This window comes from Nocardioides sp. SYSU D00065, from assembly GCF_017916425.1.
In the GTDB taxonomy this organism is placed as follows: Bacteria; Actinomycetota; Actinomycetes; order Propionibacteriales; family Nocardioidaceae; genus Nocardioides.
The window spans coordinates 506935-523891 of the sequence record NZ_JAFMSX010000002.1; the positions used below are offsets into that span (position 1 = coordinate 506935).

Here is a 16957-nt window from a genome sequence, read left to right on the forward strand (position 1 = left end):
AAGGACGTCCCATGAAGATCGCAGTGTTCGGCGCCACCGGCATGGTCGGTTCCCGCATCGTCGCCGAGGCCACCTCGCGCGGCCACCAGGTCACCGGCCTCAGCCGAGCCACCGGCGCCGACCTGGCCGACGCCGACGTCGTCCGCGAGGCCGCGGCGGCCCACGACGTCGTCGTGTCGGCCACCGGTCCCAGCCGCACCGGGGAGTCGCACCAGCCGTGGCTCGACGCGGTGGCGACCCTGCTCGGCAACGTCGGCGGCACCCGGGTCCTGTTCGTCGGCGGCGCCGGCTCGCTGCTCACCGCCGACGGCACCCGGCTGCTCGACACCGAGGGCTTCCCGCCGGAGTACCGCGCCGAGGCCACCTCCGGCGCCGCTGCCCTCGACCTGTTCCGCGCGGCCCCCGAGTCGGTCGACTGGACCTACCTCAGCCCGGCGCCGGTCATCGCGCCCGGCGAGCGCACCGGCTCGTACGCCACCGCGCTCGACACCCCCGCCGGCGACTTCGTCAGCGCGGAGGACTACGCCGTGGCGCTCGTCGACGAGATCGAGGAGCCGCGGCACCGCCGCCAGCGGTTCACCGTGGCCTCCGCCTGACCGGCGTGCCGCGCTGACGTCATGGGAATCCCCGGTGCGCACCGGGGATTCCCATGACGTACGCCGGCGCCTCCGGCCAGCTACAGCTTGCGCAGCCGGACGTAGCGCACCGAGTGGTCGGTGTCCTTGCGCAGCACCAGGTTCGCGCGCGAGCGCGTGGGAGCGACGTTCTGCACGAGGTTGGGCTCGTTGATCGAGTCCCAGATGCGGGTCGCCTGGTCGACCGCCTCGTCGTGGGAGAGGGCGGCGTACTTGCGGAAGTACGAGGCGGGGTCGCGGAAGGCGGTCTCGCGCAGGCGCAGGAAGCGGTCGACGTACCACCGCTTGATGTCGGTGAGGGCCGCGTCGACGTAGACGGAGAAGTCGAAGAAGTCGCTCACGGCCAGGCCGGTGCGGCCGTCGTCGCGCACCCGCGCGGGCTGCAGCACGTTGAGGCCCTCGATGATCACGATGTCGGGCCGCTTGACCACGACCCGCTCGCCGGGGATGACGTCGTAGACGAGGTGGGAGTAGATCGGGGCCTCGACCTCGTCGCGCCCGGACTTGATGTCGATGACGAACTTGAGCAGCGCCTTGCGGTCGTAGGACTCCGGGAACCCCTTGCGGTGCAGCAGGCCGCGGCGCTCGAGCTCGGCGTTGGGCAGCAGGAAGCCGTCCGTGGTGACCAGCGCGACGTTGGGGTGCTCGGGCCAGTGCGCGAGCATCTGCTGCAGCACGCGCGCGGTGGTGGACTTGCCGACCGCGACGGACCCGGCGAGGCCGATGACGAACGGCGTGCGCGGCGGCGTCACGCGGTGCAGGAACTCCTCCTGCTCGCGGTGCAGGCGCGAGTTGGCCGCGACGTAGAGGCTGAGCAGGCGCGAGAGCGGCAGGTAGACCTGCTCGATCTCGCGCAGGTCCAGCTGGTCGCCGAGACCGCGCAGGCGCACGACCTCCTCGGGCGTGAGGGTCGTCTCGGCCGTGCCGGCCAGCTGCGCCCAGGCGGCGCGCTCGAGCTCGACGTAGGGAGAGGCCTCCCCGCCGGGGACGCCGGCCACGCCGGTGGTGGCGCCGTGGTGCGGCTCCGGGACCTCGGACATGGGTGCGATTGTGGCACCGCGGCGGGGCGCGGTCGTGCGGCGCCCTGCCGATAGACTCCTCGCCCATGTGCGGAATCGTCGGATACGTGGGTGGCAGGCCGGCCGAGGGCGTGGTCGTCGAGGGTCTTCGGCGCCTGGAGTACCGCGGCTACGACTCCGCCGGCATCGCGCTCGTCGACCGCGGGACGATCCTCAGCGACAAGCGCGCCGGCAAGCTCGCCAACCTCGAGAAGGCGATCGCCGAGACCCCGCTGCCCCCGGTCACGACCGGCATCGGCCACACCCGCTGGGCCACCCACGGAGCCCCGACCGACCGCAACGCCCACCCGCACCTCGGGCGGGCGCGCCGGGTCGCTCTGGTGCACAACGGGATCATCGAGAACTTCGCCGAGCTGCGCGACCGGCTGGAGTCCGCCGGCGTGGAGATGGCCTCCGACACCGACACCGAGATCGCCGCCCACCTGCTCGAGGAGCAGCTCGAGACCGGTGTCGACCTCACCGTCGCCATGCAGAACGTCTGCCGCGGCCTCGAGGGCGCCTTCACGCTCGTCGCCGTCGACGCGCTCGACCCCGACCGGGTCGTGGCGGCGCGCCGCAACAGCCCTCTCGTCGTCGGGATCGGCGAAGGCGAGAACTTCCTCGGCTCCGACGTGGCGGCCTTCATCGAGCACACCCGCGAGGCGATGGAGCTCGACCAGGACCAGGTCGTCACCATCACCCGCGAGACGGTCAGCGTCTCCGCCTTCGACGGCACTCCGACCGAGGGTCGCCGCTACCACGTCGACTGGGACCTCTCCGCCGCGGAGAAGGACGGCCACGACTGGTTCATGCGCAAGGAGATCTTCGAGCAGCCGCGGGCCCTGGCGGACTCGCTGCTGGGTCGCCGCGGTGCCGACGGCCTGCTCCAGCTCGACGAGATGCGGCTGTCCGACCAGGACCTGCGCGACATCGACAAGATCATCATCATCGCGGCCGGTACGTCGTTCTACGCCGGCATGGTCGCCAAGTACGCCATCGAGCACTGGTGCCGCATCCCGGTCGAGGTGGAGCTCGCCAGCGAGTTCCGCTACCGCGACCCGATCCTCACCAGCGACACGCTCGTCGTGGCGATCAGCCAGTCCGGCGAGACCGCCGACACGCTGCAGGCGATCCGCCACGCGCGCGAGCAGCGCTCCAAGGTGCTGTCGATCTGCAACACCAACGGCTCGACCATCCCGCGCGAGTCCGACGGCGTGATCTACACCCACGCCGGCCCGGAGATCGGCGTCGCCTCGACCAAGGGCTTTCTCACCCAGCTCGTCGCCTGCTACCTCCTCGCCCTCTACCTCGCGCAGGTCAAGGGCACCCGCTACGGCGACGAGATCTCGCAGGTCATGGACCAGCTCGAGGAGATGCCGGGCCACGTCGAGACGGTGCTGGCCAAGAGCGAGGAGGTCTACGCCCTGGCCCGTGACCACGTCGAGAGCCGCTCGGTGCTCTTCCTGGGCCGTCACGCCGGCTACCCGATCGCCCTCGAGGGAGCGCTCAAGCTCAAGGAGATCGCCTACCTCCACGCCGAGGGGTTCGCCGCCGGCGAGCTCAAGCACGGGCCGATCGCGCTGGTCGAGGAGGGCCTGCCGATCCTGTGCGTGGTGCCTCCCCGTGGCCGCGACCAGCTGCACGACAAGATGCTCAGCGGCATCCAGGAGGTCCGCGCCCGCGGCGCGCGCACCCTGTGCCTGGCCGAGGAGGGCGACACGACGATCGAGCCGTACGCCGACGTGCTGATCACGCTGCCCCGGGTGCCGGTGCTGCTCCAGCCGCTGGTGGCCGTGGTGCCCCTGCAGCTGTTCGCGTGCGAGCTCGCCACCCAGCTGGGCCACGACGTCGACCAGCCCCGCAACCTCGCCAAGTCCGTCACGGTCGAGTAGACGCCCCGCGCGGACGGGCTGGAAGGAGCTGGTCGTGCCGGTCATCGGCGTGGGCATCGACGTGGTCGACATCGACCGCTTCGTGCGGTCCCTGGAGCGCACGCCGGCCCTGCGCGAGCGGCTCTTCACCGACGCCGAGGCCGCCCGGCCGCCCGCCTCGCTCGCCGCTCGGTTCGCCGCCAAGGAGGCCATCGCCAAGGCACTCGGCGCCCCGGTCGGGATGGCGTGGCACGACGCGGAGATCGTCTCGGAGGAGACGGGTCGGCCCCGCTTCGAGATCCGCGGCACCGTGGCTGCCCGCGCCGAGGCGCTCGGCGTCGCCCACGTCCACGTCTCGCTGTCGCACGACGCCGGCATCGCCTCCGCCGTCGTGGTGCTGGAGGGCTGACGTGCTGCGCGCCCACACCGTCGAGGACGTACGCCGCGCGGAGCAGGCCGCGATGGCGGTCCTGCCCGCGGGCGCGCTGATGCAGCGCGCCGCCGCCGGTCTGGCGGCGGCGGTCGTGGACCTGCTCGGTGGCGGCTACGGCCGGCGGGTGCTGCTGCTCGTGGGGCCCGGCGACAACGGCGGCGACGCCCTGTGGGCCGGTGCCCGGCTCGCGGGGCGGGGCGCTCGGGTGGAGGCCCTGCTGCTCGCCGAGCGGGTGCACGCCGCCGGCCTGTCCGCGCTCCGCGGCGCCGGGGGGCGCGCCATCCGTGAGCTCGACGACCTCGACCCCGCCCCCGACCTGCTCGTCGACGGGATCGTCGGCATCGGCGGCCGTCCCGGCCTGCGGCCGGACGCGGTCGCGGCGCTGGAGCGCTTCGCCGGCGTCCCGGTCGTCGCCGTCGACGTGCCCTCAGGGCTCGACGTGGACTCCGGACGCATCGACGGCGAGCACGTCCGCGCCGACCTGACCGTCACGTTCGGCACCCACAAGGTCGCCCACCTCGTCGACCCCGCCTCGACGGCGTGCGGTGCGCTGCACCTCGTCGACCTCGGGCTCGACCTGCCCGCGCCCGCCGTCGAGGCGCTCCAGCCGCACGACGTACGGGCCCTGCTGCCCCGGCCGGGGCCGTCGGCCCACAAGTACACCCGCGGCGTGGTCGGCGTGCGCGCCGGATCGAGCACCTACCCCGGCGCGGCGCTGCTGGCCGTCGCCGGCGCCAACACCGGCCTGGCCGGCATGGTGAGGTACGTCGGACCGGCCCAGGTCGCCGACACGGTCCGCAGCGCGCACCCCGAGGTCGTCGGCGCGGGCCGCGTCCAGGCGTGGGTGGTCGGCCCCGGGGGCGGGGACGACGCCGAGACGATGCTCGCCGAGGCGAGTGCCGACGGCGTGCCGGTCGTCGTGGACGCCGACGCGCTGCGTCACGTGAGCGGGCCGGTGCCCGGCCGCGTGCTCACCCCGCACGCCGGCGAGCTCGCCGCGATGCTGGGTGTCGAGCGGGCCGAGGTGGAGGCGGCGCCCTTCGACGCCGTGCGCTCCGCGGCCCGCCGGTGGGAGTGCGTGGTGCTGCTCAAGGGCCACCACACGCTGGTCGCCGACCCGCGCGGGCGGGTCCGCGCGACCACGACCGGCGTCCCGTGGCTGGCCACGGCGGGCGCGGGCGACGTCCTCGCAGGAGTGGTGGGCGCGCTCGTGGCGGCGGGCCTCGAGCCGTACGACGCCGCGTCCGTGGGCTCGTGGCTGCACGGCGCCGCCGCGACCCGCGCCGCCGGGGGCGGCCCGCTGACAGCGAGCCGGGTCGCCGTCCAGATCCCCGGGTTGGTCCGCGAGACCCTCGCGGGTTTGGGATGATCGGTCCCATGCCCGATCTTGTGCCGCCTCGTGCCGAGATCGTCGTCGACGTCGCTGCCATCCGCGCCAACGTCCGGCTGCTCAAGGACCTGGTGAGCACCGAACGGCCGGTGCGGCTGATGGCCGTCGTCAAGGCCGACGGCTACGGCCACGGCATGGCGGAGGCAGCTGCCGCGGCCAGGTCGGGCGGCGCGGACTGGCTGGGCGTGGCCACCATCGAGGAGGCGCTCGCGCTGCGCGCCGCGGGCGACCGCGGCCCGCTGCTGTGCTGGCTCAGCGCCCCCGGCGACGACTTCGCGGCCGCGGTGGCTGCGGACGTGGAGGTGACGGCCTACACGGTCGCCGAGCTCGACGCGATCGCCGCGGCCGGCCCGGCCCGGGTGCAGCTCAAGGTCGACACCGGCCTGTCCCGCGGTGGTGCGGTGCGCGCGGAGTGGGAGACGTTCTTCGCCGCCGCTGCCGCGCACGAGTCCGCCGGCCGGGTGCGGGTCACCGGCGTCTGGTCGCACTTCGCGGCGAGCGACGAGCCGGCGCACCCCGCCAACGACCAGCAGGAGGCGGCCTTCCGCGAGGCGTTGGCCCTCGCCGAGCAGGCGGGCCTGCGCCCGGACCTCGCCCACCTGGCCAACTCGGCGGCGGCGATCCTGCGGCCGTCGTCCCGGTTCGACCTGGTGCGCTGCGGGATCGCGGCCTACGGCCTGGACCCCGCTCCGGGCGTCACGCCGCGGCTCGGGCTGCGGCCGGCGATGACCGTGCGCGCGCGGCTGGTCATGAGCAAGCCGGTCGCCGCGGGCGACGGCGTCTCCTACGGCCACACCTGGCACGCCGAGCGCGACACGACGGTCGGCGTCGTCCCCCTCGGCTACGCGGACGGCATCCCGCGGGCGGCGGGCAACACCGCCTCGGTCTGGGTCGAGGACTCCCTCCGCCCGGTGCGCGGACGCGTCTGCATGGACCAGCTGGTGGTCGACCTGCACGGCGAGCTGCCGGCCCCCGGCACCGAGGTGGTCCTCCTCGGCCCCGGCGACCGCGGCGAGCCCACGGCGCAGGACTGGGCCGAGGCCGTGGGCACCATCAGCTACGAGGTCGTGACCCGCCTCGGCGGCCGCCTGGTGCGGCGCCACGTCGACAGCGACACCGACGCCACCTCCACCACCAGCGAGGCGACGACCGGAGGTGATGTGCGGTGAGCGTCAAGGGCCGCATCTTCGGGACCGTCGTCGGCGCAGCCGGGCTGGTTGCCGCCGCCGGCGCGGTGGGCATCGCGCGCCAGAACCGGGTCATCGGGCACCGTGTGGCCGGCGAGCTGGTGGCCTTCGGCGAGCTGCGCAGCCCCGCCCGGGTGGTCGTCACCGACGACGCGCTGGACCTCCACGTGGAGATCGACGAGCCGGAGGACTTCGGGGGCGTCCCCGCCACCGAGGACGACCTCACCGTCGTCTTCGTGCACGGCTACGCACTCAACCTGGACTGCTGGCACTTCCAGCGCGCGGCCTACCGCGGCCAGGTGCGCACCGTCTTCTACGACCAGCGCAGCCACGGCCGCTCGCCCCGCTCCAGCGAGGAGCGGTGCACCATCGAGCAGCTGGGCCACGACCTGCGCCGCGTCATCGAGGACACCGTCCCGGGCCGGTGCGTCGTGATCGGCCACTCGATGGGCGGGATGAGCGTCATGTCGCTGGCCCAGCACCACCCGGAGCTGTTCGGCGACACGGTCGTTGGCGCGGCCCTGATCTCCACCTCCGCAGGCGGGCTGGACCCGGGTCGGGTCCTGTTCCCGATGCTGCCGCTCGGCATGGGCGGCCGGTTCATGGCGCGCGCGGTCCGCACCCTCGACCTCGGCCACCGGGTCGTCGACCTGGCCCGCTCGTGGGGGCACGCGGTGGCCGACGTGCTCACCGACCGCTACGCCTTCGGCGACGACGTGCCGGCCTCCCACGTGGAGTTCGTCTACTCGATGCTCGCCGCGACGCCGTTCGCGGTCGTGGCCGACTTCTACCCGGCGTTCGCGACGCTGGACCACGCCGACCACCTCGAGCCGCTGGGACGGGTCCCGACCTCGGTGATCTGCGGGACCGCCGACAAGATCACCTCGGTCTCGCACAGCCGCGAGCTGCACAGCCGCATCCCCGGCTCCAGCCTCCTCGAGTGCGAGGGGGCCGGCCACATGGTGCTGCTCGAGCGGCACAAGGAGGTCACCGCCGAGCTCGACGACCTCCTCTCCCTCGCGCAGGGGCAGGGGCTGCCGTGAGCGTCGTCGTACGCCGGGTCGGACCCGACGCGGCCGCCGAGGTGCTCGCCGTGGTGCGGGAGTCCTTCGGTGCCCGGCCCCCGCTCGACCCGCCGGCGGACGCGCTCGGCGAGGACCTCGACTCCGTACGTCGGCTGCTGAGCGTGCGCGGCGGCCTGCTGGCCACCGTGGACGACGTGCCGGTCGGCTGTGCCGTGCTCGACGTGCGCGGCGACGCCCTCGTGCTGCGACGCTTCGGCGTCACGCCCGCCGCGCAGGGCGGGGGAGTGGCCACCGCGCTGCTGGACGCCGCCCTCGACGCAGCCGTGGGGCGCTCGGCGATCGTCGTCCTCGCCCGCGAGGAGCTGCCGGCCACCGTCGCGTTCTGGCAGCGCCACGGCTTCGTCGAGACCGCGCGGGTCCCCCCGTGCGTGGAGCTGTCGCTGCAGCTGCCCACGACGTTCGAGGCGCCGGACGCCGAGACCATGCGCGGCCTGGGCGAACGGGTCGGCCGCACCCTGGTGGCGGGCGACCTCGTGGTGCTGACCGGCGAGCTGGGCGCCGGCAAGACCACCTTCACGCAGGGTCTCGGCACCGGCCTGCAGGTGCGCGGGGGCGTCACCTCGCCGACGTTCGTCATCGCGCGCGTGCATCCCTCGCTGGTCGCTGGACCCGACCTCGTGCACGTCGACGCCTACCGGCTCGGGGGGCTCGACGAGCTCGACGACCTCGACCTGGACGCGTCCTTGGACTCGGCGGTCACGGTCGTGGAGTGGGGTGCGGGGCTGGCCGAGGCCCTGGCCGAGGCGCGCCTGGAGGTCGTCATCGAGCGTGGGCTCGGGGACCGCCCCGACGGCGACGAGATCGATCCCCGTCGGGTTTCCCTGCGCTGGGTCGTCGGACAGTAGCCTCGACGCCGTGCTCCTCGCCTTCGACACCGCGACCCCGCTCGTGACCGTCGCCCTCCACGACGGCGAGCGGGTGCTCGTCGAGCTCTCCTCCGAGCAGCCGATGAAGCACGGCGAGCACCTCGCGCCGCTCATCGAGCGCGCCCTCGACGAGGCGGGAGCGGTGCGGCAGGACCTCACCGCCATCGCGGTCGGCGTCGGCCCCGGTCCCTTCACCGGGCTGCGCGTCGGTGTCGTGACCGCGCGGACGCTGGGCTTCGTGCTGGACGTCCCGGTCTACGGGGTCTGCTCCCTCGACGTGATCGCCCTCGAGGTCGTCGGCACCGGCGCGGCGCCGGGCAGCTACCTGGTGGCCACCGACGCGCGGCGCAAGGAGGTCTACCTCGCCTCCTACGACGCCGACGGCCGGCGGCTCGAGGGTCCGGTCGTCACCCGGCCCGCCGAGGTGGCCACCGACGCCCCGGTCGCCGGCGCGGGCCCCGCGCTGTACCCCGAGGCCTTTCCGCACGCGATCACGCCGAGCCGGCCGGGCGCCGGCTGGCTGGCGGCGGGGGTGAGCTCGGAGCTCGTAGACTTGCTGGACCCCGAGCCCCTCTACCTGCGGCGTCCCGACGCGGTCGCCGGCGCACCCAGAAAGCCCGTGTCGTGATCCGTCCCGCCTCCCTGGCCGACCTGCCGGCCCTTGTCGCGCTGGAGCAGGAGCTCTTCGGCCCCGACGCCTGGAGCGAGGCGCTGATCCGCCAGGAGATCGAGGGCCCGGGACGGCGCTTCGTCGTGGCCGACGACCTCTCCGGCTACGCCGTGACGATGACGGGCGGCGACATCGTCGACCTGCTGCGCATCGGCGTACGTCCCGACGCACGGCGCACCGGCATCGCGTCGCGGCTGCTCGACGAGCTGCTCGTCGACACCGAGCACGCCTCGCGCATGCTGCTCGAGGTGAGCGTGACCAACGCGGCGGCGCTCCGGTTCTACGTCGCTCGGCAGTTCAGCGTGATCGACGTGCGTCCGCACTACTACCGCGACGGGTCCGAGGCGCTGGTCATGTGCCGCTGGCTGCCCGGTGCCGCGCGGCAGGACACGGCGACCGCCCATGACTGACGAGCCCCTGGTCCTCGGCATCGAGACCTCATGCGACGAGACCGGCGTCGGGATCGTGCGCGGCCACACGCTGCTGGCCGACACCGTCGCGAGCAGCGTCGAGGAGCACGCGCGCTTCGGCGGGGTGGTGCCCGAAGTCGCCAGCCGCGCCCACCTCGAGGCCATGGTCCCCACCATCGAACGGGCCGCCGAGACCGCCGGGATCTCGCTGACCGACATCGACGCGGTGGCGGTCACCAGCGGGCCGGGGCTCGCCGGCGCGCTGCTGGTCGGCGTGGCGAGCGCCAAGGCGCTCGCGCTGGGGCTCGGCAAGCCGATCTACGGCGTCAACCACCTCGCCGCCCACGTCGCGGTCGACCAGCTCGAGCACGGCCCGCTGCCGGAGCCGTGCCTGGCGATGCTGGTCTCCGGTGGGCACTCCAGCCTGCTCGAGGTCACCGACGTGACGGTGGGCGTCGAGCCGATGGGCTCGACCATCGACGACGCGGCGGGCGAGGCCTTCGACAAGGTCGCCCGGCTGCTCGGCCTGCCCTTCCCCGGCGGCCCCCACATCGACCGCGCAGCCCGCAGCGGCAACAGCGTGGCCATCGACTTCCCGCGCGGGCTCACCAGCCGCCGCGACCTCGAGCGGCACCGCTTCGACTTCTCCTTCTCCGGCCTCAAGACGGCCGTCGCGCGCTGGGTGGAGACCCAGCAGCGCGAGGGCGCCAGCATCGACGTGGCCGACGTGGCCGCCTCCTTCCAGGAGGCGGTGTGCGACGTGCTGACCCGCAAGGCCGTCGACGCCGCCTCGAGCCGGGGCATCGAGGACATCCTCATCGGCGGTGGCGTCGCCGCCAACAGCCGGCTGCGCGCGATGGCCGAGGAGCGGGCCGCGGCAGCCGGGATCCGGGTGCGGGTGCCCCGGCCGGGCCTGTGCACGGACAACGGTGCCATGGTCGCCGCACTGGGTGCCGAGCTCGTCGCGCGAGGCCGTACGCCCTCCCTGCTCGACCTGCCGGCGGACTCCTCGCAGCCGATCACCACCGTCGTGGCCTGAGCTGTCGGACGACGAAGGCCCCCGCCGGAGCGGGGGCCTCCGTCATGCGGAGCCGGGTGCGGCGGCCTCAGTCGAGGACGCCGGGGGCGACGTCGTCGTCGCCGAGCCAGTCCTGGTCGTAGACCAGGCTGTCGCGCTGACCTGCCTCGCGCTCGCCCTTGCGGCTGCCCCGAGCGCCGGTGGCGCCGGCACCTGCGCCGGCACTGCGCGCACCGCTCGTGCCGCGGCCAGCCGAGCGCGAGCCAGCGCTGGAGCCGGCGGCCGCACCGCGACCGCCCGCGGACCCGCGCCCCGACGTACTGCCGCTCGCCGCGCCGCGACCTGCGGCCGAGCCCGCGGCGCGGGACGCCGCGGATCCGGCGGCGCGGGAGGTGGGGCTGCCGGCCGCGGTCGCAGCCCGCGCGGCCGTCGAGCCGGAGGCCGCCGTCGGGCGGGACAGGGCACCCGCGGTGGCGCTGCGTCCCGTCGCGCCGATCGCGCGGGCGGGGGTCGCACCCGCGGACGAGGCGGCGACCGAACCGGGACGTACGGCGCCGCTCAGGGCGCCCGCTCCGCCCGCGGCGCCCGCCACACCGAGCGCGGCCGGCGAGATCCCGGACGTGGCTGGGCCGCTGCTCACGACACCGGTCGGCGCGGAGGCGTGAGGGCCGGTGGGCTGGTAGCTGATGCCGCTTTCCGGGCTGCCCCCGATCGTCGTCGTGGGTGGCTGCGCGATGACGTGCGGGGTGGGGTTCGGGTTGGGAATCGGGTTCGGGTTCGGGTTCGGGTTCGGGTTCGGGTTCGGGTTGGGGTTCGGGTTGGGGTTCGGGTTGGGAGTGGGGGTCGGGGTGGGGTTCTGGTTGCCGTTGCCGTTGCCGTTGCCGTTGCCGTTGCCGTTCCCGTTGCCTCCGTTGCCGTTGCCGCCGTCGTTGCCACCGCCGTTGCCACCGCCGCCGGTGACGGGCGGAGCCTGGGTGCCGGGCAGGTAGGGACCGCCCGGTCCGCCGGGGACGTTCGGCGGCGGCTCGGTCGGGTCCTGCTGGCCGTGGATCTCCTTCATCGGCGGGATCGCGCCGAGGAACGCCGCGTCCATCTCCTTGGTCAGCGCGAGGGCCTTGGCCTCCTGCTGGTTGTAGGCGTCCTGCCAGTCGCTGCGCTCCTTGGCGCGCGCCTGCGAGGCGGCCGCCTGGGCCTCCAGGTCCTCCTTGGTGGGCGGCACGCCGGGGGTGCCGGGAGGAGCCGAGTAGGGAGCGGGCTTGGGACCGAGGTCGGCGAGGGCGTCGCGGCTCTCGCGCGCGTCGGCGAGCTGCTGGCCGACCTGCGTGAGGGCCTCGCCGGCCGCGTGCAGCTGCTGCGACTTCGTGGCCAGCGAGGCGGCGGACTCCTCCATGCTCTTGCGCAGCGCCGGACCGGTGAGCGTCTGCTCGCCGATGCGGAGCTCGGCCTGCTCGGCGGCCGTCTTGAGCGCTGCGCTCAGCTTGTCGAGGTCCTCGGCCTTCTTCTTCCAGTCGGCGCCCGCACCCTTGAGCTGCCCCGGGCTCGCCGTGTCGAGGTACTGGTCGAGCAGGAGCCGGTTGGGTCCCTTGGTCATGTCTCAGTTCTCCTCGGTCGGCAGCTGGCAGGAGCTGTCGTTGAACGTGGGTGCCGCGACGCACGCCGTGGAGGCCTCGATGAGGTTCATGGTCGCGGCGGTCTGCTCGGTGGTGCGCTCCATGTCCTGGCTGAAGGCCTCGACCGAGGTCCCCATCCCGCGGAGGCCGGCGACCATCTTCTTGAGCTCCTCGGCGACGGCCGTGTGGGCCATCTCCACGTTGGTGCCCAGCCGGTAGCCGCCGGTGTAGGACTCACCGAACGATGTCGTGGGCACCGGTGTGATCGGGTCGGCCTCGAGCCCCTCGGCTGCGTGGTCGAACGACGTCATCAACGAGGCGATCGTGTCCGGGTCGATGTTGAGGCCCACCATGGTCTGGTTGAGCAGTTCCCGGTCTTCAAGCGGCAGCATGGTGTGTCCTTTCCCCCTTGGTCCACCGTCAAAACCACCCTAGGCGCACGATGTGCGAGATGCACCGCGAACGGAGGTGACTAGGCTCGCGCCATGACTTCTCGGATGTCGCTGCGCCGTGCTCCGACCGTCGCCGGAGCCGTCCTCCTGCTGCTCCTGACCGGGTGCGGGTCGGGCTCCGACGACGCGGGTGCCGAGGGCCCGTCCGGCGGCGAGACCTCGACCACTGCGTCCGGCTCCCCGTCGCCGTCGGTCGAGGTGCCGAGTCCGCCGCCGACGGCGGAGCCGGCCGACGGGCCGCTGATCCGCACGGAGGGCGCCACCATCCGCGGCCTGAAGACGTACAGGCGGGTCTCGGACTTCGGCGTGCTCCAGGGCTACCGCGACGACCAGAGCGCGCTGTCCTTCCTCCCCGGCTACACCGACGCCCCGTCCCTCGACGCCTTCGCCCGGCAGTACAAGCGGGTCGCCACCGACGGCAACCGGCTCGAGCGCGTCGAGGACGTGGTCGTCGGCGGTGAGTACAACGCCTGGCACATGCTCGACCGCAGCGACCCCACGGAGGAGGGGCACGTCTTCGGCGTGATGTTCCTCGACGGGTCGTGGACCATCCACATCAGCTTCTACGAGCAGGGCGAGCCGCGACCGCTGGACGAGCAGGAGCGCCAGGAGGTCATCGACAGCATCCTCGCCAGCTTCGAGCCGACCTTCGCCTAGCTCGCGGCCAGCTTGAGCGCCACTGCTCCCGGCTCGACGGTGGTCGCCGGGGCGCTCAGCCGCTCGACGGTCCCGTCGAGACCGAGGCGTACGACGTACTGCTGGTTGTTGCTGACCATCGTGGCGACCACCGTCTCCTCGTCCTCCCACGCCACCTCCGGATCGATCATCACGATGCTGCGCCGGGCGCCGGCCATCTCGAAGTCGACCACCGGCTCGCCCGTCGCCGCGTCGAGGAGGGACACGGTCGGGGATCCGTTGCCGCCGTCGAGGTAGCTGGCGAACGCGGCGACGTGCCGTCCGTCGGGGCTGAACGCGCCGAGCGAGTGCTCGCACGTCCGCCAGGCGACGTCGCCGGTCGCCGCGTCGCTCACCTGCCAGCACGAGCCGTCGCCGCTGACGCTGGTCTGCCCGGCCACCTGGCCGGTGGCCGCGGACGACGCCTCGGGCCGGAGAAAGCCTGGAAGAGGACTCGTGCTGCCGTCGGCGCCCAGCACGAGCGTCGTCTCCTCGCCGGTCGCCGGATCGGTCCGGGCCACGACGAGCCCGTCGTCGGGCAGGAACCCGACCACCCGGACGTCGGCGCCCACCGGCCCGGCGGGCACGGCCGTACGCCGCTCCTCGCGGGCGCCGTCGCGGTCGGCGTCGACGACGGCCCAGCGGGTGCCGTCGCGCTCGGCCCAGGCGATCCGCGAGCCGTCCGGCGAGACGCTGAGCGCACTGGTGGGACCGCGCTCGTCGAGGACCTCGAACCGGTCGTCGAGGACTCGGACGGTGCGCGCGCCCTCGACGTTGACCACCGCGAGCCAGCCGGCGAGGTAGGGGGTGAGCTGGTCGTATCTCTCCGGCAGCGGCGTGACCTCGCCGCCGGCGATCAGGCTGGGGGTGTCCACGTCGAGCAGCGCGACGCCGAGGGAGTCGGTCACCGGAGCGCTGCGCGTGTCGATGAGCACCGGACCCGCGGGGGCGGGCACAGGGGACTGCGTGGCCGGCGGGACGTCGCTGCGCTGGGCGGGACCGGTGATCGCGAGGCCGACGGAGCCGACGACGGCGAGGGCGGCCGCGACGGCGGCGCCCGCGACGGCGGTGCGGCGGCGCTGGATGCGGCCCGCGCGCCGGCGGACGTCGTCCACGGTCAGCGGCGGGTGGTGCAGCGGGTCGACCCGGCGGTGCAGGGCGTCGCGGACCTGGTCCTCGAGGGGAGTGTGGGTCATCGGGGCTCTCCGGACTCAGAAGGGTCGAGTGATCGAGGCGCGCGTGCGCGCAGGCCCGCGAGGGCGCGGCTGGCCTGGGACTTCACCGTGCCGACCGAGATGCCCAGCACGTCGGCGATCTCGGCCTCGCTGAGCTGCTCGTAGTAGCGCAGCACGATGACCGAACGCTGGCGCGGCGGCAGCGTCGAGACGTAGGCCCAGAGAGCTCCGCCCGTGCCGTCGTCGTAGGTGTCGACGGTGCCGGTCTCCGGCATGGTGTCGGTGGTGTGCTCACGACGCTTCCACGCGCGGCGCCACAGCGAGTTGTGCTCGTTCACCATGATCCGGCGGACGTAGCCGTCGATGGCCTCGTGGTCGCGGATCCGGTCCCACGACAGGTAGAGCTTCGCGAAGGCGTTCTGCAGCAGGTCCTCGGCGCCGGCGTGGTCGCCGGCGAGCAGGTAGGCGGTCCGGTAGAGGGCGGGCTGGCGCGCGGACATGTACGCCGAGAAGTCGGCGTCCTTGTCGGCTCGTCGGTCCTGCGTTCGCATGTCGACGAGTGTCGCGGTCATCCTCCGCCCTCCTTCGTCTCCTCGATGGCGTGTCGGGGTGAGGACGCGCACGCCTGCCGGGGGGTTGCATCGAGCTGGACGACGTTGCAAGGCTCGCCGCAACCGACGTACAGGAGGCACGGATGCAGCAGGTCAAGGCGGTCGTCGCGCTCGCCCAGGGCGAGCCGGTGCAGCTCACCACCATCAACGTCCCGGACCCCGGGCCGGGCGAGGCGGTGGTGCAGGTGCAGGCCTGCGGCGTCTGCCACACCGACCTGCACTACCGCGAGGGCTGGATCAACGACGAGTTCCCCTTCCTGCTCGGTCACGAGGCGGCCGGCGTCGTGGAGTCGGTGGGACCGGACGTGACCGGGCTCGTGCCCGGTGACTTCGTCGTGCTGAACTGGCGCGCGGTGTGCGGGGACTGTCGCGCCTGCAAGCGCGGCGAGCCGTGGTACTGCTTCGCCACGCACAACGCCACCCAGAAGATGACGCTGGCCGAGGGCGACCTGGCGGGCACGGAGCTCTCTCCGGCGCTCGGCATCGGCGCGTTCGCCGAGAAGACGCTCGTGGCCGCCGGGCAGTGCACCAAGGTCGACGCCTCGGCACGCGCCGCGGCGGTGGGGCTGCTCGGGTGCGGCGTGATGGCCGGCCTGGGCGCCGCGATCAACACCGGCAACGTCGGTCGTGGCAGCACCGTCGCGGTGATCGGGTGTGGCGGCGTCGGCGCGGCGGCGATCGCCGGCTCCGTGCTGGCGGGCGCGGCCCGGGTCATCGCCGTCGACATCGACGACCGCAAGCTGGAGACCGCCCGGCGGATGGGCGCCACGCACACGGTCAACTCCCGCCAGACCGACCCGGTCGCCGCGATCCGCGAGCTGACCCCGCCCGCGGACGGGACGGGCCACGAGGGAGGTGCCGACGTGGTCATCGACGCGGTGGGGCGCCCTGAGACGTGGCAGCAGGCGTTCTACGCGCGCGACCTGGCCGGCACCGTCGTCCTGGTCGGCGTACCGACTCCGGACATGAAGGTGCCCGACATCCCCCTGATCGACGTGTTCGGACGCGGCGGCTCGCTCAAGTCGTCCTGGTACGGCGACTGTCTGCCCTCGCGCGACTTCCCGATGCTGGTCGACCTCTACCGGCAGGGACGGCTCGACCTCGATGCGTTCGTGACCGAGGAGATCGGCATCGGCGACGTCGAGGCCGCGTTCGCGAAGATGCACGAGGGCTCGGTCCTGCGCTCGGTGGTGGTCCTGTGAGCGCCCGGGTCGACCACGCCGTCGTCTCCGGGACGTTCAGCCTCGACGGTGAGACGCACCAGGTCGACAACAACGTCTGGGTCATCGGCGACGACGAGCAGTGCCTGGTCGTCGACGCCCCGCACGACGTCGACGCGATCCTTGAGCTCGTCGCAGGAAGGACGGTGAGGGCGATCGTGTGCACCCACGCCCACGACGACCACGTCCGCGTCGCGCCCGAGCTGCGCCGTCGCGTCGGCGCGCCGATCCTGCTGCACCCCGACGACCGGCCCCTGTGGGAGCTGACCCACACCGACGAGCTGTGGGACGTCGACCTCTCCGACGGGCAGGTGCTCACCATCGCCGGGACGGCCGTGACCGTGATCCACACGCCGGGCCACGCGCCCGGAGCGGTCTGCCTCTACGTGGAGGAACTCGGCTGCGTCTTCACCGGCGACACCCTGTTCGAGGGTGGACCGGGAGCGACGGGGCGCTCCTACAGCGACGCCGACCTGATCAGGGACTCGATCCGGGCCCGCCTGCTCGAGCTGCCGGACGAGACGGTCGTGCACACCGGGCACGGTCCGGACACGACGATCGCCGCCGAGCGCGCCAACGTGTAGCCGCGGC

18 protein-coding genes are annotated in these 16957 nt (G+C 73.7%); 13 read left to right on the forward strand and 5 right to left on the reverse strand.

Going from position 1 to position 16957, the window contains the following annotated elements:
• Positions 1-11: 11 nt before the first annotated feature.
• Positions 12-596, forward strand: coding sequence for an NAD(P)-dependent oxidoreductase (locus J3P41_RS10535; protein ID WP_210650248.1), 585 nt, complete (start codon positions 12-14; stop codon positions 594-596).
• 80 nt (positions 597-676) lie between these two features.
• On the opposite strand, the gene coaA is transcribed toward J3P41_RS10535, so the two are convergent.
• The gene (gene coaA, locus J3P41_RS10540; protein ID WP_210650249.1) at positions 677-1675 is read right to left on the reverse strand and encodes a type I pantothenate kinase; all 999 of its coding nucleotides are present in this window, start codon (positions 1673-1675) and stop codon (positions 677-679) included.
• Between the two features lie 65 nt (positions 1676-1740).
• On the opposite strand from coaA, the gene glmS reads away from it, so the two are divergent.
• The 9 genes from glmS to tsaD are packed head-to-tail and all read left to right on the forward strand — an operon-like array spanning position 1741 to position 10644.
• Positions 1741-3585 (forward strand): glutamine--fructose-6-phosphate transaminase (isomerizing), encoded by a 1845-nt coding sequence (gene glmS / locus J3P41_RS10545; protein WP_210650250.1) that lies wholly within the window; start codon positions 1741-1743, stop codon positions 3583-3585.
• Between the two features lie 34 nt (positions 3586-3619).
• Complete coding sequence (locus tag J3P41_RS10550) at positions 3620-3973, forward strand: holo-ACP synthase (protein ID WP_210650251.1); 354 nt, start codon at positions 3620-3622, stop codon at positions 3971-3973.
• Between the two features lies 1 nt (position 3974).
• On the forward strand, positions 3975-5366 hold the full coding sequence (locus J3P41_RS10555) for an NAD(P)H-hydrate dehydratase (protein WP_210650252.1): 1392 nt from the start codon (positions 3975-3977) through the stop codon (positions 5364-5366).
• An 8-nt stretch (positions 5367-5374) separates the two neighbouring features.
• Positions 5375-6556 (forward strand): alanine racemase, encoded by a 1182-nt coding sequence (gene alr / locus J3P41_RS10560; protein ID WP_210650253.1) that lies wholly within the window; start codon positions 5375-5377, stop codon positions 6554-6556.
• The gene (locus tag J3P41_RS10565; RefSeq protein ID WP_210650254.1) at positions 6553-7617 is read left to right on the forward strand and encodes an alpha/beta fold hydrolase; all 1065 of its coding nucleotides are present in this window, start codon (positions 6553-6555) and stop codon (positions 7615-7617) included. Before alr ends, J3P41_RS10565 begins: the two co-directional genes overlap by 4 nt.
• Positions 7614-8504 carry a tRNA (adenosine(37)-N6)-threonylcarbamoyltransferase complex ATPase subunit type 1 TsaE gene (gene tsaE, locus J3P41_RS10570; protein WP_210650255.1) on the forward strand — a complete coding sequence of 297 codons (891 nt, stop codon included), beginning with the start codon at positions 7614-7616 and terminating at the stop codon, positions 8502-8504. Before J3P41_RS10565 ends, tsaE begins: the two co-directional genes overlap by 4 nt.
• Before the next feature lie 10 nt (positions 8505-8514).
• Positions 8515-9153, forward strand: a complete 639-nt coding sequence (gene tsaB, locus J3P41_RS10575) for a tRNA (adenosine(37)-N6)-threonylcarbamoyltransferase complex dimerization subunit type 1 TsaB (RefSeq protein ID WP_210650256.1) — start codon at positions 8515-8517, stop codon at positions 9151-9153.
• The gene (locus tag J3P41_RS10580; RefSeq protein WP_210650257.1) at positions 9150-9605 is read left to right on the forward strand and encodes a GNAT family N-acetyltransferase; all 456 of its coding nucleotides are present in this window, start codon (positions 9150-9152) and stop codon (positions 9603-9605) included. The genes tsaB and J3P41_RS10580 overlap by 4 nt, the downstream gene beginning before the upstream one ends.
• Positions 9598-10644 carry a tRNA (adenosine(37)-N6)-threonylcarbamoyltransferase complex transferase subunit TsaD gene (tsaD, locus tag J3P41_RS10585; protein ID WP_210650258.1) on the forward strand — a complete coding sequence of 349 codons (1047 nt, stop codon included), beginning with the start codon at positions 9598-9600 and terminating at the stop codon, positions 10642-10644. Before J3P41_RS10580 ends, tsaD begins: the two co-directional genes overlap by 8 nt.
• A gap of 67 nt (positions 10645-10711) precedes the next feature.
• Here tsaD and J3P41_RS10590 read toward each other — a convergent pair whose 3' ends face one another.
• The gene (locus tag J3P41_RS10590; RefSeq protein ID WP_210650259.1) at positions 10712-12214 is read right to left on the reverse strand and encodes a hypothetical protein; all 1503 of its coding nucleotides are present in this window, start codon (positions 12212-12214) and stop codon (positions 10712-10714) included.
• A 3-nt stretch (positions 12215-12217) separates the two neighbouring features.
• Entirely contained in the window at positions 12218-12625 is a 408-nt protein-coding gene (locus J3P41_RS10595; protein WP_210650260.1) for a hypothetical protein, read from the reverse strand.
• Between the two features lie 93 nt (positions 12626-12718).
• Between J3P41_RS10595 and J3P41_RS10600 the strand changes: the two genes are divergently transcribed.
• Entirely contained in the window at positions 12719-13342 is a 624-nt protein-coding gene (locus J3P41_RS10600) for a hypothetical protein (protein WP_210650261.1), read from the forward strand.
• Here the strand turns inward: J3P41_RS10600 and J3P41_RS10605 are convergent.
• Together J3P41_RS10605 and J3P41_RS10610 are read right to left on the reverse strand one after the other, a co-directional pair.
• Positions 13339-14556, reverse strand: coding sequence for a hypothetical protein (locus J3P41_RS10605; protein ID WP_210650262.1), 1218 nt, complete (start codon positions 14554-14556; stop codon positions 13339-13341). The genes J3P41_RS10600 and J3P41_RS10605 overlap by 4 nt on opposite strands.
• Positions 14553-15107, reverse strand: coding sequence for a SigE family RNA polymerase sigma factor (locus J3P41_RS10610; RefSeq protein ID WP_246861930.1), 555 nt, complete (start codon positions 15105-15107; stop codon positions 14553-14555). Before J3P41_RS10610 ends, J3P41_RS10605 begins: the two co-directional genes overlap by 4 nt.
• A gap of 122 nt (positions 15108-15229) precedes the next feature.
• On the opposite strand from J3P41_RS10610, the gene J3P41_RS10615 reads away from it, so the two are divergent.
• Positions 15230-16348, forward strand: a complete 1119-nt coding sequence (locus tag J3P41_RS10615) for an S-(hydroxymethyl)mycothiol dehydrogenase (RefSeq protein WP_210650263.1) — start codon at positions 15230-15232, stop codon at positions 16346-16348.
• Positions 16345-16950, forward strand: coding sequence for an MBL fold metallo-hydrolase (locus J3P41_RS10620; RefSeq protein ID WP_210650264.1), 606 nt, complete (start codon positions 16345-16347; stop codon positions 16948-16950). Before J3P41_RS10615 ends, J3P41_RS10620 begins: the two co-directional genes overlap by 4 nt.
• The last annotated feature ends 7 nt before the right edge of the window (positions 16951-16957 follow it).

Coding starts and splice junctions, on each gene's coding strand:
- J3P41_RS10535 (WP_210650248.1), top strand. CDS start 12: ATGAAGATCGCAGTGTTCGGCGCCACCGGCATGGTCGGTTCCCGCATC.
- J3P41_RS10605 (WP_210650262.1), bottom strand. CDS start 14,556: ATGACCCACACTCCCCTCGAGGACCAGGTCCGCGACGCCCTGCACCGC.
- tsaD (WP_210650258.1), top strand. CDS start 9,598: ATGACTGACGAGCCCCTGGTCCTCGGCATCGAGACCTCATGCGACGAG.
- coaA (WP_210650249.1), bottom strand. CDS start 1,675: ATGTCCGAGGTCCCGGAGCCGCACCACGGCGCCACCACCGGCGTGGCC.
- alr (WP_210650253.1), top strand. CDS start 5,375: ATGCCCGATCTTGTGCCGCCTCGTGCCGAGATCGTCGTCGACGTCGCT.
- J3P41_RS10610 (WP_246861930.1), bottom strand. CDS start 15,107: ATGACCGCGACACTCGTCGACATGCGAACGCAGGACCGACGAGCCGAC.
- J3P41_RS10595 (WP_210650260.1), bottom strand. CDS start 12,625: ATGCTGCCGCTTGAAGACCGGGAACTGCTCAACCAGACCATGGTGGGC.
- J3P41_RS10615 (WP_210650263.1), top strand. CDS start 15,230: ATGCAGCAGGTCAAGGCGGTCGTCGCGCTCGCCCAGGGCGAGCCGGTG.
- glmS (WP_210650250.1), top strand. CDS start 1,741: ATGTGCGGAATCGTCGGATACGTGGGTGGCAGGCCGGCCGAGGGCGTG.
- J3P41_RS10590 (WP_210650259.1), bottom strand. CDS start 12,214: ATGACCAAGGGACCCAACCGGCTCCTGCTCGACCAGTACCTCGACACG.
- J3P41_RS10600 (WP_210650261.1), top strand. CDS start 12,719: ATGACTTCTCGGATGTCGCTGCGCCGTGCTCCGACCGTCGCCGGAGCC.